We start from the raw sequence: 14,246 nt of genomic DNA, 5'->3' as shown, positions 1-14,246 counted from the left end.
GCAACCGAAGGCCAGGCGCCCGGCCAAGGCGCTGGCGGCGCAGAAGCTGTCGCCGGAGGGATGGCCGAGGATCAGGCGGACGCTCTTCGGTGGCATGTCGCGTTCGACTCCGCTGCGGGTGGCGAGCGGAGTCTGCGCTCGCCACCTTGTGGGAGAGTCACGACCGGGCGCCGTCCCGGTTGCGCCTCACTTGAACAGGCTCGACACCACCCGCGCCACGTGCTCGGCGCCCTTGCTGATCTCCTGCATGATGCCGGCCACGGTGGTGATCTGGTTGTTGTTCTCCTGGGCGCTGGACTCGATGGTCTGCATGTTGTGGTTGATCTGCTGGGTCAGCTTGACGTTCTCGGTGACCACGTTCTTGATCTCCACCGTGGCGCCGCTGGTGCGCGCCGCCAGTTGCCGCACCTCGTCGGCGACCACCGCGAAGCCGCGCCCCATGTCGCCGGCGCGAGCAGCCTCGATGGCGGCGTTGAGGGCCAGCAGGTTGGTCTGTTCGGCGACGCTCTGGATGGTGGTGACGATGTTCTCGATGTCCTTGGTCTGGTGGGTGAGCTGGGAAATCAGGCCGACGGCGGTGTTGACCATCGACAGGGTCTTGGCCGACAGGGCGACGGACTGGTCGAGGGAGTCGATGCCGCGGGTGGAAATCTGCGCGGTCTCTTCCGCGGTGGAGAACGACAGCTCGGCGGCGCGCCGTACTTCCTCGTTGCGATTGACCTGTTCGGTAACGTCGATGGCGAACTTGATGACCTTGATTATCCGCCCCGAACCGTCCTTGACCGGGTTGTAGGTGGCTTCGATATGTACCCGCTCACCGGCGGCTGTGCGGCGCTCGAAATGCCCGCGGGAGAATTCGCCGTGCCGCAACCGGGCCCAGAAATCCGGGTTCTCCCGATAGAACTCGTCGAAGCAGAGCATGCGGTGGTGCTGGCCCTTGAGCGACTTGAGGCTGTAGCCGAAGAGACGCAGGAAGTTTTCGTTGGCATCGAGTATCTCGCCGTCCGGGGTGAACTCGATGACGGCCATGGACTGGCGTATGGAGTCGTTGATCGCGTTGAGCAGGAGCAGTTCGGAATGGTTGCGGGTCACGTCGGCGGCGATCTTCAGCACCTCGACGACCGCCCCTTCGGCATTCTTCACCGGGAAATAGGTGGCCTCCAGCCAGATCGGCGAACCGTCGCGTCGCAGGCGCTTGAACACGCCGCGCTGGGGCGTGCCGCTGGCCAGTTCCTTCCAGAAGCGCACGTAGGCGGCAGAGGCCTGGTAGTCCTCGTCGCAGAAGATCCGGTGGTGCTTGCCGACCAGTTCGTCCGCCGAATAGCCGACCGCCGCGAGGAACAGCGGGTTGGCGGACAGTATCTGGCCATCGGGAGTGAATCGGATGGTGGCGACGTTCTGCCCGATGGCCTCGAGTCGCCACGCTACATCTTCATCCTTGGCGGCGCTTTCGACCGCCCTGCTTTTTCTGCCGAAGAGCATCGCGCACGACTCCTTGATGGCACCTGTCCATCGCGAGGGAGTGGAGAACCGGAGATAGTCGTCCTGCCGCTACACGCCAGTTTAGATCGGGGTCCGGCAATTTTCCTCGGCGCCCGCGGCACCGTCCGTCCCCTGCCGGGCGCGGCACCGCGTCCGCGCCATCAGCCACGCAAGCGCCGGCCCGCGCTATGATCGCTACGCCCTGCCGATCGCGGTGGCCAAGGCCGGCATTGGCCAGAGGCGCCCGGCCTGACCGCGCTCCGACCGCGCGCCGTCGTACCCCGAACCCCACCTCCAGGAGGAAGCACATGGCAACCGATCTCTACGCGCTGGCCGAACAGGTCGAGGACGAAGCGGGTTACCTGCGCTTCCTCGCCGCGCTGGCGGCGGACTGGGAGGAAGACCGCCGCCTCGCCGCCGCCAACCCGCCGAAGCCGTTCGGCCCCAGCCCGCTGGGTTGGGAGAACGGCAGCATCGGTGGCTTCCTCGATGCCGCCGCGACCTGGGGCGAGGACTCCCGCGACGGCCTGCCGGGCTATTCCAGGCCGGAGAATGCCTGGCGGCGCGCGGCGCAACTGATGCTGGCGGGCAAGTTCTATGAATGACTTCAAGTCTGCCCTGGCGCCCTTCCCGCCCGGCTACCCGAGGGGCTTGCCGGGCAACCGGCGGCAGGTGCCGATACTGCATCGCGACGCAGACTTCCTCCTGCGCGCGCTGCAACCCGACGATTTCGTCCGGACCAGCCGCTACGAGAACGCCAACCGCGAGCACCTGGCGCCGTGGGAGCCGCTGCGCGACCCGGGGTATTTTTCCGTGGACAACGCCCGCGCCCGCACCCTGCTACAGGTGGCGAGCATGGACGAAGGCGAGGCGCTTCTCCTGCTGTTGCTCGATCCCGACGACGGCGAGGTGCTGGGGCGCTGCAGCTACACCAACATCGTCCGCGGGGTATTCCAGGCCTGCCACCTGGGCTTTTCCCTGGCCGCTGCGGCACAGGGCCGCGGCCTGATGGCGCGTGCCCTGCGGGTAGCCAACCAGTATTGCTTCGAGCAGCTCGGCCTGCACCGGATCATGGCCAGCCATCTGCCGCGCAACGCACGCAGCGAGCGCCTGCTGGAAAGCCTCGGCTTCGAGAAGGAGGGCTACGCCCGCGCCTACCTGAAGATCGCCGGGGTCTGGGAAGACCATGTGCTACGGGCGCTGGTGGACGCTCCGCGCTGAACCGACGTGCAAATGCGGAACGGGACGCCAGGCGTCCCGTTGCGCTCACCAGGCCCGCCGGTCAACCGCAGGCGAGGTCGCCACGCAGTTCGCGGGCAGCGGCGACCATGTTCACCAGCGCCGCCTCGGTTTCCGGCCAGGCGCGGGTCTTCAGGCCGCAGTCCGGGTTGACCCAGAGCCGCTCGGCGGGTATCCGCCGGGCTGCCTTGCGCAGCAGCGCGACGATCTCTTCCCGGCTCGGCACGCGCGGCGAATGGATGTCGTAGACGCCCGGACCGATCTCGTTCGGGTAGTCGAACTGCTCGAAGGCCTCCAGCAGCTCCATGTCCGAACGCGAGGTCTCGATGGTGATCACGTCGGCGTCCATGGCGGCGATGGACTCGATCACATCGTTGAACTCGCTGTAGCACATGTGCGTATGGATCTGGGTTTCGTCGCGGACTCCGGAGGCGCACAGGCGGAAGGCCTCGGTGGCCCACTCCAGGTAGTGCGGCCAGGCGTTGCGGCGCAGCGGCAGGCCTTCGCGGAAAGCCGCCTCGTCGATCTGCACGATCCTGATGCCGGCCGCCTCCAGGTCGACCACTTCGTCACGGATCGCCAGGGCCAACTGGCGCGCCTGCACCTCGCGAGACACGTCCTCGCGCGGGAAGGACCACATCAGCATGGTCACCGGGCCGGTCAGCATGCCCTTCATCACCTTGTCGGTAAGGCTCTGGGCGTACCTGATCCACTCCACGGTCATGGCCCGCGGACGGCTCAGGTCGCCATAGATCACCGCCGGCTTCACGCAGCGCGAGCCGTAGCTCTGCACCCAGCCGAAGCGGGTGAAGACGTAGCCGTCCAGTTGCTCGGCGAAGTACTCGACCATGTCGTTGCGCTCGGCTTCGCCGTGTACCAGCACGTCCAGCCCCAGTTGTTCCTGGATCTGCACCGCATGGCGGATCTCGCTGTGCATCGCCTCGATGTACTCGGCCTCGCTCAGCTTGCCCTGCTTGAACGACTGGCGGGCCAGGCGGATCGACGAGGTCTGCGGGAAGGAGCCTATGGTGGTGGTCGGGAACGCCGGCAGGTCGAGCCCGGCACGCTGCCTGGCGATGCGTTCGGCGAACGGCGAGCGGCGCTGGGCGTCGCTGGCCTTGATCGCGGCCAGGCGCGCCTGCACGGCCGGCTTGTGGATTCGCGGCGAGGAAGCGCGGCTGGCCTGGACCGCACGGCTCTCTTCCAGGGCGGCAAGCACCTCGGCGGCTTCCGGCTCAGTGGCGGCACGGGCCAGCACCGCGACTTCGCGGCACTTCTGCACGGCGAAGGCCAGCCAGCTCTTCAGCTCGGCGTCCAGCCCGTCTTCGCGTTCCAGGTCCACCGGGCTGTGCAGCAGCGAGCAGGACGGCGCGACCCACAGCCGCTCGCCCAGGCGCTCCCGGGCATGGCGCACCACCTCCAGGGCTTTCTCCAGGTCGCAGCGCCAGACGTTGCGCCCGTTGACCAGGCCCAGCGAGACGACCTTGTAGGCCGGCAGGCGGTCGAGGATGCTCGGATACTGTTCCGGCGCTCGCACCAGGTCGATGTGCAGGCCGTCCACCGGGAGGTTGGCGGCCAGGCCCAGGTTGTCTTCCAGGCCGCCGAAGTAGGTGGCGACCAGCTTCTTCAGCGGCTCGCTCTGTAGCAGGTTGTAGGCGCGCTCGAAGGCATTCTTCCATGCCTGCGGCAGGTCGAGGACCAGGATCGGCTCGTCGATCTGCACCCACTCCACGCCCTGGCCGGCGAGACGACGCAAGATCTGGCCGTAGAGCGGCAGCAGGCGGTCCAGCAGGTCGAGCCTGTCGAACTCGGCGCCCTTGGCCTTGCCCAGCCACAGGTAGGTCAGCGGACCGATCAGCACCGGCTTCACCTGGTGGCCGAGGGCCCTGGCCTCGTCGACCTCCTCGAACAGTTGTTCCCAGCTCAGCTGGAACTGCTGATCGGCGCTGAACTCGGGGACCAGGTAGTGATAGTTGGTGTCGAACCACTTGGTCATTTCCTGGGCATGGGCACCGCCGCAACAACTGTCGTCGCTGACGCCACGGGCCATGCCGAACAGGGTATGCAAGGTCGGCCCGGCCTCGCCGTGCGCCCGGAAGCGCTCGGGGATCACGCCGAAGGTCAGCGAATGGGTCAGCACCTGGTCATACCAGGCGAAATCGCCGACCGGCAGCAACTGGATGCCGGCGTCCTTCTGTACCTGCCAGTGGGCGGCGCGCAGCTGCCGACCGACGGCCCGCAGGCCGGCCTCGTCCAGCTCGCCCTTCCAGAACGCTTCCTGGGCTTTTTTCAGTTCGCGATCGCGTCCGATGCGTGGGAAGCCGAGAGTGTGGGCCAGGGCCATGGGTGTTCCTCCAGTCGAAAGGTCGATGGAGGGATTCTCGGGAGACTCATGCCATGAGACAAACTCAATTTCTTCGTGATGAAATCAAGTTTCCCTCATGATCATCCTCGCGCCCTGACCTCGGCGCCCTCCTCACTTGCGCTTGCGGATCGCCATGCGCCGAGGCTTGAGGCCGCCAGCCGCGGCAGCGCCGGCCTCGCCGTCGACCACGGGCTGCATCCTGGCTCGCGCCGCGTGCAGCTTCTTGTAGCTGTCGATCAGCCGCAGGTGCCGGTCGAGCCCTTCCAGCTTCATGCTGGTCGGCGTCAGGCCGAAGAAGCGCACGCTGCCGTCCACCGAGCCCAGCGCGGCGTCCATCCGCGCGTCGCCGAACATGCGGCGGAAATTGGCCTCGTAGTCGGCGATCTCCAGCTCGTCGTCGAGGACGACCTCCAGCACCACGTTCAGCGCCTGGTAGAACAGGCCGCGCTCGACGCTGTTGTCGTTGTACTGGAGGAACGCCTCCACGCCTTCCTTGGCGTCTTCGAAGCGCTTCAGGGCGAGGCCGATGAGCACTTTCAGCTCGAGGATGGTCAGTTGGCCCCAGACCGTGTTGTCGTCGAACTCGACGCCGATCAGCGTGGTGATGTCGGTGTAGTCGTCCACCTCGCAGTCTTCCAGGCGCTCCAGCAACGCCCCGAGCGCTGCGTCGTCGAGGCGGTGCAGGTTGAGGATGTCCTCGCGGAACGCCAGGGCCTTGTTGGTGTTGTCCCAGATCAGGTCTTCCACCGGATAGATTTCCGAGTAGCCCGGCACCAGGATCCGGCAGGCCGTAGCGCCGAGGTGCTCGTACACCGCCATGTAGACCTGCTTGCCCATGGCTTCGAGGATGCCGAACAGGGTCGCGGCTTCCTCGGCGTTGGCAGCCTCGCCCTGCCGGGTGAAGTCCCACTCGACGAACGGGAAATCGGCCTTGGCGCTGAAGAAGCGCCAGGACACCACGCCGCTGGAATCGATGAAATGCTCGACGAAGTTGTTCGGCTCGGTCAGCGCATGGCTTTCGAAGGTCGGCTGGGGCAGGTCGTTCAGGCCTTCGAAGCTGCGCCCCTGGAGCAGTTCGGTCAGGCTGCGCTCCAGGGCCACCTCGAAGCTCGGGTGGGCGCCGAAGGAAGCGAACACGCCGCCGGTGCGCGGATTCATCAGGGTCACGCACATCACCGGGAATTCGCCGCCCAGCGAGGCGTCCTTGACCAGTACCGGGAAGCCCTGCTCTTCCAGGCCGCGGATCCCGGCGAGGATGCCCGGGTACTTGGCCAGCACCTCCGGCGGCACGTCCGGCAGCGCCAGTTCGCCTTCGAGGATTTGCCGCTTGACCGCACGCTCGAAGATCTCCGACAGGCACTGCACCTGCGCTTCGGCCAGGGTATTACCGGCGCTCATGCCGTTGCTGAGGTAGAGGTTCTCGATCAGGTTGGAGGGGAAATACACCACCTGGCCGTCGGACTGGCGCACGAAGGGCAAGGCGCAGATACCGCGCTGCACATTGCCCGAGTTGGTGTCGTACAGGTGCGAGCCGCGCAGCTCGCCGTCGGGGTCGTAGATCGCCAGGCAATGGCCGTCGAGCAGTCCCAGCGGCAGCGCATCGTCGCGGCCGGGCTTGAACCAGCGTTCGTCCGGGTAATGGACGAACGCCGCATTGGCGATCTCTTCTCCCCAGTACTGGTCGTTGTAGAAGAAGTTGCAGTTCAGCCGCTCGATGAATTCGCCCAGCGCCGAGGCCAGCGCGCTTTCCTTGCTCGCGCCCTTGCCGTTGGTGAAGCACATCGGCGACTGCGCATCGCGGATGTGCAGCGACCAGACGTTGGGCACGATGTTGCGCCAGGAGGCGATCTCGATCTTCATGCCGAGGCCGGCGAGGATGGCCGACAGGTTGGCGATGGTCTGCTCCAGCGGCAGGTCCTTGCCCGGGATGCGCGTGCAGCCGGCGGCATCGGTGCCGGGCATCAGCAGCGCCTGGGCGTCGGCATCGAGGTTGTCGACCTCCTCGATGACGAACTCGGGCCCGGTCTGCACCACCTTCTTCACCGTGCAGCGGTCGATGGAGCGGAGGATGCCCTGGCGGTCCTTCTCCGAGATGTCGGCCGGCAGTTCCACCTGGATCTTGAAGATCTGCCGGTAGCGGTTCTCCGGGTCGACGATGTTGTTCTGCGACAGACGTATGTTGTCGGTGGGGATGTTGCGCGTCTGGCAGTACAGCTTGACGAAGTAGGCGGCACACAGCGCCGACGACGCCAGGAAGTAGTCGAACGGCCCCGGCGCGGAGCCGTCGCCCTTGTAGCGAATCGGCTGGTCGGCGATCACCGTGAAATCATCGAACCTGGCTTCCAGTCGAAGGTTATCGAGAAAATTGACCTTTACTTCCACGGCGAGCACCAAGAGAAACGGAAACCGGCCATTATCCGGGAACTCCGGGCAAAAGTCCCAGCTCTCCGCCGTACGCGTCGCTACTTGCCGGCCTCCCCGCCGCTCTCCGGCACGTAGATCATCCGTCCGTCGGCCAAGCGGTAGGTCACCCCGGCGCGGCTGCCCTGCCCTTCGCCGATCTCGCCGCTGGCCTGGTAGCGCTTCAGCTCCTTGCCATCCTTGACCAGCATGCGCATGTCCGCCTCGCCGGGATTCTCGACCACCACCACCTTGTCCTGGCTGAACGGGTTGAGCGGGTTCTGCACGATGACGATCAGGAGGATGCCGATCACCACCAGGAACAGGTCGATCAGGTTGACCATCGAGAGGATCGGGTCGTCCGCCTCGTCGTGTTCGAGGAAGCGCATCAGCCGGCCTCCCGCGCACGTTCGACGGCGCGCAGTTCCTGGAGCAGCCAGCGGCGACGCACGGTAAGGATGAAGAAGGTGATGCTGGCGGCGACCAGGGCCAGGATCACCGCGGAAAACGCCACCACCAGGTTCTCGCCGATCCCCTGGGCGTCGTTGCGGGTCAGCGCCAGCAGTGCCGGTCCCATGGGGATCATGGTCGCCACCAGGCCGAGCATCGGCGCGCTGCGCGAGGTGATCCGCAGCCATTCCAGGCGCTGCATGATCCACAGTTCGAGGTCGTCGCTGTTGCCGCCATGCAGCGCCTGCCAGGCCGCCAGGCGCGAGCGGTAGCGCCCGCGACGGCGCTGCCAGGCTTCCATGGCGAAGCCGCCGAGGGCGACGAAGGCGTAGGCCAGCGCGGCGAGGATCAACAGCAGCACCGGCAGCAGGAACAGGCGGGTGAGTTCGTAGAGGCTGGTTTCCAGACCATTCATGAGCGATTTTCCATCGGACGACGATTGACTACGGATTGCCGGACGGCGCCGGCGGCGAACAGCGCGAGCAGCACGGCGGCGGCCAGCCGGAGCCACGGCTGCGGCTCGCCGGACGGCGGCGGCGCGACTTCTTCGAGGACGCGGCCGCTGACCGTTTCGCCGGCACCGGACGCGGCCGCGCCCTCTGCCTGCGCCGCGGCCTCGCCGAAACCGCCGGCCATCCGTTCGATGAATTCACGGGTGGTCGCCGCGCCGACCTCGCCGGCGCCGGCGGCCGCCAGTTGCCGCCAGCGCTCGGCCAGTTCGCGGCGGGTCTGCTCGCTGGCGTCCCAGTAGCCCTTGCGGATGGCCTCGGCCATGCGCGCGATGATCTGCGCCTGGGCGGTCGGATTGTGCGTTTCGAACCACTCGGCGAGACCCAGCTCGCGGCGGTCCATGACGAAGGTGTCGTGCAACGCCTGCCACTGGTCGGCGCGGACCATGGTGCGATCCGCCGCCTGCCAGCCCCACAGGTTGTTGGCCAGGTCGAGCATTTCCAGGCTGCCGGCGTAGCCCTCGCGCTGCATCGCGGCGATCCACTGCGGGCTGAGGTAGCGCCCGCGCAGCTCGCTGGCGAGGAACTGCGCGGCGGCCGTGGTGCGCGGCTGGCGCTGGCGCAGGTCGGCGATGTACAGCGCCGGGCTGGCGCCGTCGAGGTGGCGTACCGCCAGTGACAGGCCGCCGAGGTACTCGAACGGGTGGTCGGTGGAGAGCACGCCGTTGAGCGTCGAGGAGCGCGAGAGGATCGCCGCCTGTACGCCCTTCAACTGTTCGGCGAACAGGTTGCCGCCATCCAGCTTCACGCCCCAGTCGCGACTGCCATAGGCGTATTGCAAGCGCCCGAGGAACTGCTCGGCGAGCGCCGAGTCGTCGTCCCAGCGGGTGGAGTCGAGGGTCAGTTGCGTGACCCCGGTGCCGTAGTCGCCCGGCGCATTGCCGAACAGCCGCAGGCGCGACAGGCGCTGCGCCAGTGGCGCTTCGACGCCGCGTTCGCGCAGGCGCCGCTCCAGCGCCTGGCTGTTGCGCGCCAGCGGGTTGCCCGGCTCGTCCAGCGCGGCGAGGCGCTCGATGGCCTCGGCGAGCAGGCGCATGAAGCCGTCGAACTGGTCGCGGTAGACACTGGTCACCTGTAGCACCACGTCCACCCGTGGACGCCCCAGTTCCGCCGCCGGCACGATGTCCAGCGCCAGCAGGCGGCCACCGGCGTCCCAGCGCGGGCGCAGGCCGAGGGCGTGCAGCGCCTGGCTTTCGACGATGCCCAGGTGGCGCATGGTTTCCGACGACCAGAGGCTGAAGGCGAGCTTTTCCGGCGCCCTGCCCTGGTGCTCGGCGCGGTAGCTTTCCAGCAGTTGGCCGAAGGCCTCGGCGCCGGCTTCGTAGGCGGCGCGGGTCGGTACCTTGTCGGCCTCGAAGGCAAACAGGTTGCGCCCGCTGGGTACCTGTGGATTGCGGATCGGATCGCCGCCCGGCCCGGGCGCGACGAAGCGCCCGGCGAGGCCGGCGAGCAGCGCCTCCAGTTCGCCGGTGTCGGCGAGCTGGCGGTCCAGTTCGCGGGCGCGCAGCAACTGCTCGCGCAGGCGCGGATTGGCCACCTTGGCGATCTCGCCGCCGTCGCGCAGGTAGCGTTGCAGCGTGCGGTAGGCACGACCTTCCCGCAGCGCCCTGAAATCGGCGGCGAACAGTTCGTCGGGGTCGAGACCGAGCGCGCGGTAGTAGGGCTCGCCGAGCTGCTGCATGACGGTGCCCAGGCGCAGCTCCGGCGAGGCGGCGACACCGAAGGTGTGCAGCCCCAGCGGCATCGCCGAGCCGGCCAGTCGGTGCAGGTGGTCGTGGAGCACGCCGAGGAACGCCGGGAAATCCTCGCGCATCGCTGCCTCGCTCCAGCCCAGGTCGTCGTTCATGTGCGCCGCCCGCACCGCCGCGCGGATCTGCTCGGCGCTGCGTTCGCGCACCGCGCCCTCGTCCAGTTGCTGGTATTCGTGGATCAGCTGGTGCAGGTCGCGCAGTTCGTCGTACAGCCCGGCCGGGGCGAACGACGGCGTCTGGTGGCTGACGGTGACCGCGCGCCCGCGCCGGCGCGCCTGGATCGCCTCGCCAACGTTGTCCTGGATGTACGGGTAGAACACCGGCAGGTCGCCGAGCGCCCGCAGCGGGTAGTCGCCCACCGCCAGCCCGCGGTCCTTGCCGGGTAGCCATTCCTGGGTGCCATGGGTGCCGAAATGGATCAGCGCGTCGGCGCCGAAACCCTCGCGGACGAACTGGTAGACCGCCAGGTAGAGATGGTCCGGCGGCACCGCGCTGTCGTGGTAGGCCTCGCCCGGACGGCCGGCGCGCGGCGGCTGCGGCAACAGCAGCAGATTACCCAGGCGCGCCGCCGGGAACACGAAGCGTCGCTGGCCGTCGATATCGCGCAAGGCCCAATGTCGACGCGGGTCGCCCCAGCGCGCGCGGATCTGCTCGCGCAGGTCCGCCGGCAGCGCCTCGAACCAGTGCAGGTAGGCGTCCAGCGGCAGACTCGCGGCGAGGCCGTCGCGATACAGCGCGTCCAGGGTCTGCGGCCGGTAGTAGCCGCCGAGCAGGCGCTGGGCGGTATCGATCAGCGCGCTTTCGTCGCTCGTCGCAACCCGGTAGCCGGCCGCCCGCAGCGCCTCGCCGAGACGGGCCAGGCTGGCCGGTACATTGAGATGCGAGGCGGCGACGTTCTTCTCGCCTTCCGGGTGGTTCCAGAACATCAGCGCCAGGTGCTTGTCCGCCGCCGGCAGGCGACGCAGGCGCAGCAGTCGGTCGAGCTTGTCCAGCAGGGCCTCGGCCTGCCCGGCCATCAGCTTCGGCTCGCCGTTCTCCAGGGCGCTGATCACCAGCGGATCGCTCATTCCCCAGGTTTCCGGCATGCCGAGGAAGGCCGTCGCGGTACGCGGCGCCACCCCGCTGGCGGCGGCCAGCCAGTCGGCCTCGTTGCCGTCGCGGTAGCCGAGGGTCTGCAATACCGGCACGTCCAGCGCGAGGAACTCGGCACGGCGCGCCGGGCCGTTCTGCAGGTGCTGCAGGTTGACCAGCGCCTGGACATCGGCGCCAGCGAAGGACTTCCTCAACGCTTCCGGATCGCTGTCGTCGAACCACACCGCCAGCGGCGCCTGGCCGTGCCGCTCGCTACGCCGCAACAGTTCGTCGATGGCGCCGGTCTGGGCGTCGGCGATGGCGCCGCGCGGGATCAGGAAGGCGATGCGCGGGGCGTCGCTGGCCCAGCGCGAGGCGCCCCAGGCGAGGTAGTCGGCGAGGCCGGCGAACGGCGCCGGTGCGTCGGGATGATAGAAGCCGGCCTGCGCCAGGGGGTGCGGCGCCGGCAACGCGTCGACGGGCAGGCCGGCATGCCAGCGTCGGACCGCCTCGAACAGCCGGCGCAGGTTGGCTTCGCCGCCGTTCGCGTAGTAGCCGACCAGGCGCCCGCCCAGCGCCGCCGGCAGGTTGCCGAAACCCGGCGGACCACCGCCGACGCGGATCCAGGGTTGCGTCCCGCCTTGCAAGCGCTCGCCCAGCGCCTGCTCGACCTGGGCGCGATCGGTCGGACGCGGTGTGTCGAGGATCAGCAGGTCGCCGCCGTCCAGCCAGTCGCCGGGCGGCGCCTCGCCGATGCCGAGGCGCAGGCCGCGCAACTCGACACCGGCCTCGCGCGCCCAACCGGCTAGGCGCTGGTGCTTGCCCGGGAGGACGAAATCGCTGCTGAGCAGACGCACCTGGGCCGGCTCCGCCCAGGCACAGAGACTGGCCAGCAGCGCGCCGCAGAAGAGTAGCGAACGGCGCATCAGAAGCTCGCCACCAGGCCGAGATGGAAGGTCCGCCCAGGTTCGGCATAGGTGAAGTGCGTGTCGTCGTCGGCCAGGCGCTGGTCGCCAAGGTTCTCGATGCCGCCGCGCAGCGTCAGGTTCTCGCTGAGTTTCTGGCTCAGCTCCAGGTGCCACAGGCTGTAGGCCGGCAAGGCGTAGCCGACGTTGCTGCTGTAGGCCACCTGGCTGCCGACGTATTCGGTACGCAACTGGGCGCTGAAGCGCGCATTGGGGCTCCAGCGCAATTGGCTGTTGGCGAGGTGCCGGGAGCGGTCGCCGAGGCGCTTGCCGGCGGTGCGGTTGCGCGCGTCGAGGTAGGTGTAGTTGAGTTCCCAGCGCAGGTCCGCCGGCAGGTCCACGCCGCCGCCCAGCTCGAGGCCGCGGATCCGTGCCCTGTCGACGTTCTCGTAGTTGCGCACCTCGCCGCCGCGCACCCCGCAGCGTGCTACGCAGACGGTCTGGATCAGGTCGCGGACATCGTTCTCGAACACCGTGCCCTTCAGCGACCAGCCGTCGCCCTGGTAGTCGGCGCCCAGTTCGTAGGACGTATTGGTCTCCGGCTTCAGGTCGGGATTGCCGTAGATGGTGAAGCGCCCGCCGCCGCCGACCGCTGCATACTCCGGCGATAGCTGCTTCAGGCTCGGCGCCTTGTAGCCGCGACCGACGCCGGCGCGCAGGGTCAGCGCATCGGAAAGGTGGTGCAGCAGGTATAGGCGCGGACTGCTTTCCCAGCCGAACGCCTCGTGCTTGTCGAAGCGGCTGCCGAGGGTCAGCGACCAGTCCGGGCCGAAGGCGATCTCGTCCTGCAGGAACAACGCCTTGTGTCGCGCGCTGGCGTCGCCGGCGGTATTCACCGAGCGATCCTCCAGTTCTTCCTTGCGCCATTCGCCGCCGAGGGTGAAGAGATGCCGCTCGAAGGCCGGCATGCTGAGGTGGCCGTCGACCACGCTGTCGGTAAGGCGCTGCGGGTTGCTCGGCGGTTGTCCGTCGGAACGCGCGTTGTGCCGCTCCAGGCGGTTGCGGTAGGTGCGCAGCTGGCTGCTGCCCCAGTCCCACTGGCCATTGTGGGCGAGCGACCAGCGCTCGCGTTCGATCACGTCGCGCGACTCGTAGTAGCGCGAGCGCGGCCCCCCGGTCTCGCTGTTGCGCCAGCGTCGTTCGCGCCCGCGCTGGTGGCCGAGGTCGATGCGCTGGGCGTCGTCCGGGGTCCAACTGAGGTTCAGCCCGCCGCTGTCGGCGTTGCCGCCTTCCAGCTCGGAGAGCCGGCGCTCGTCGGCGTCCGGGGTTTCCTGCTGGCGGCGGCTCTCGCCGTTCAGGGCGAGGCCCAGCTTGCCGGGGACCAGCGGCCCGGCGAGATAGGCGCCGAGCTGGTGGCTCTGCCCGCCGAGGCCGTCCTCGCGCACGCCGCCATCGAGCAGGCCGCTGCCCGTCCAGGTATCGGTGGCGCGCCGGGTGATCACGTTCACCACTCCGCCGAGGGCTTCCGAACCGTAGAGCGAGGACATCGGTCCGCGTACCACCTCGATGCGCTCGATGCTCTCCACCGGCACCCAGCCGAGGTCGAAGTCGGAATGGGCGATGGCCCCGGACGAGGTGGAGATCCGCTGGCCGTCCACCAGCACCAGGGTGTGCTCGCTGGACATGCCGCGAACGCTGATGCCCCGCCGGGACATGCCGACGCCGTTGAACTGCAGGCTTTCCGAACCGCGCAGGGCTTCCTGCAGGTCGCGCACCGGGCGCCGCCGCAGGTCCTCGGCGGCGATCAGCGAAACGCTGGCCGGGGCGTCGCGCAGCTTGCGCTCGGTAGTGGTGGCGCTGACCACCGTCGGCTCCAGGTCGACCGGCGCGGCCAGCGCCAGGCAGGGAAGCAGGTAGAGGAACGGCACGGCGCGGGCCAGCCGCAGCGGAGGAAGACGGTGCGGGGAGGAATGGGGGGTCATGGTCGGCAGGTATGAATTATGAATATTTATAAGTTATAACATAACATTTAATCGAATGAAGAATGCCCGCCGTTTCTTCTTCATCGAGGCCA

Annotated in this window: 8 protein-coding genes and 2 pseudogenes; 2 read left to right on the top strand and 8 right to left on the bottom strand. The window is 68.2% G+C overall.

Annotated features, from left to right (window positions below; translation table 11 throughout):
* Positions 1-186: 186 nt before the first annotated feature.
* Together LT948_RS33410 and LT948_RS33405 are read right to left on the bottom strand one after the other, a co-directional pair.
* Positions 187-531, bottom strand: a pseudogene (locus LT948_RS33410) (methyl-accepting chemotaxis protein); the annotation flags it as partial.
* Positions 532-714: 183 nt separating this feature from the next.
* A pseudogene (locus LT948_RS33405) lies at positions 715-1,482 on the bottom strand (PAS domain-containing protein); the annotation flags it as partial.
* 308 nt (positions 1,483-1,790) lie between these two features.
* Here LT948_RS33405 and LT948_RS27730 point away from each other — a divergent pair.
* Positions 1,791-2,087: a DUF7660 family protein gene (locus LT948_RS27730; RefSeq protein ID WP_003088248.1), complete on the top strand. Its 297-nt coding sequence runs from the start codon at positions 1,791-1,793 to the stop codon at positions 2,085-2,087.
* Positions 2,088-2,133: 46 nt separating this feature from the next.
* Positions 2,134-2,703, top strand: a complete 570-nt coding sequence (locus LT948_RS27725) for a GNAT family N-acetyltransferase (RefSeq protein ID WP_073657428.1) — start codon at positions 2,134-2,136, stop codon at positions 2,701-2,703.
* 61 nt (positions 2,704-2,764) lie between these two features.
* Here LT948_RS27725 and metE read toward each other — a convergent pair whose 3' ends face one another.
* The 6 genes from metE to LT948_RS27695 all read right to left on the bottom strand — a co-directional run bounded on the left by metE (position 2,765) and on the right by LT948_RS27695 (position 14,154).
* Complete coding sequence (gene metE / locus LT948_RS27720) at positions 2,765-5,065, bottom strand: 5-methyltetrahydropteroyltriglutamate--homocysteine S-methyltransferase (protein WP_033951382.1); 2,301 nt, start codon at positions 5,063-5,065, stop codon at positions 2,765-2,767.
* Between the two features lie 132 nt (positions 5,066-5,197).
* Positions 5,198-7,468, bottom strand: coding sequence for an OsmC domain/YcaO domain-containing protein (locus tag LT948_RS27715; RefSeq protein WP_031627920.1), 2,271 nt, complete (start codon positions 7,466-7,468; stop codon positions 5,198-5,200).
* An 80-nt stretch (positions 7,469-7,548) separates the two neighbouring features.
* Positions 7,549-7,875, bottom strand: coding sequence for a DUF2149 domain-containing protein (locus LT948_RS27710; protein WP_003088238.1), 327 nt, complete (start codon positions 7,873-7,875; stop codon positions 7,549-7,551).
* On the bottom strand, positions 7,875-8,351 hold the full coding sequence (locus LT948_RS27705) for a MotA/TolQ/ExbB proton channel family protein (protein WP_003088234.1): 477 nt from the start codon (positions 8,349-8,351) through the stop codon (positions 7,875-7,877). The genes LT948_RS27710 and LT948_RS27705 overlap by 1 nt, the downstream gene beginning before the upstream one ends.
* The gene (gene cobN, locus LT948_RS27700; RefSeq protein ID WP_073657427.1) at positions 8,348-12,193 is read right to left on the bottom strand and encodes a cobaltochelatase subunit CobN; all 3,846 of its coding nucleotides are present in this window, start codon (positions 12,191-12,193) and stop codon (positions 8,348-8,350) included. Before cobN ends, LT948_RS27705 begins: the two co-directional genes overlap by 4 nt.
* Positions 12,193-14,154: a TonB-dependent receptor domain-containing protein gene (locus LT948_RS27695; protein ID WP_023091916.1), complete on the bottom strand. Its 1,962-nt coding sequence runs from the start codon at positions 14,152-14,154 to the stop codon at positions 12,193-12,195. Before LT948_RS27695 ends, cobN begins: the two co-directional genes overlap by 1 nt.
* Positions 14,155-14,246 lie beyond the last annotated feature (92 nt).

It is taken from the genome of Pseudomonas sp. CP-1, from assembly GCF_021213715.1.
Classification (GTDB): Bacteria; Pseudomonadota; Gammaproteobacteria; order Pseudomonadales; family Pseudomonadaceae; genus Pseudomonas; species Pseudomonas aeruginosa.
The sequence above is the reverse complement of the archived record's forward strand: the minus strand, read 5'-3'. Positions and strand labels throughout refer to the sequence as shown.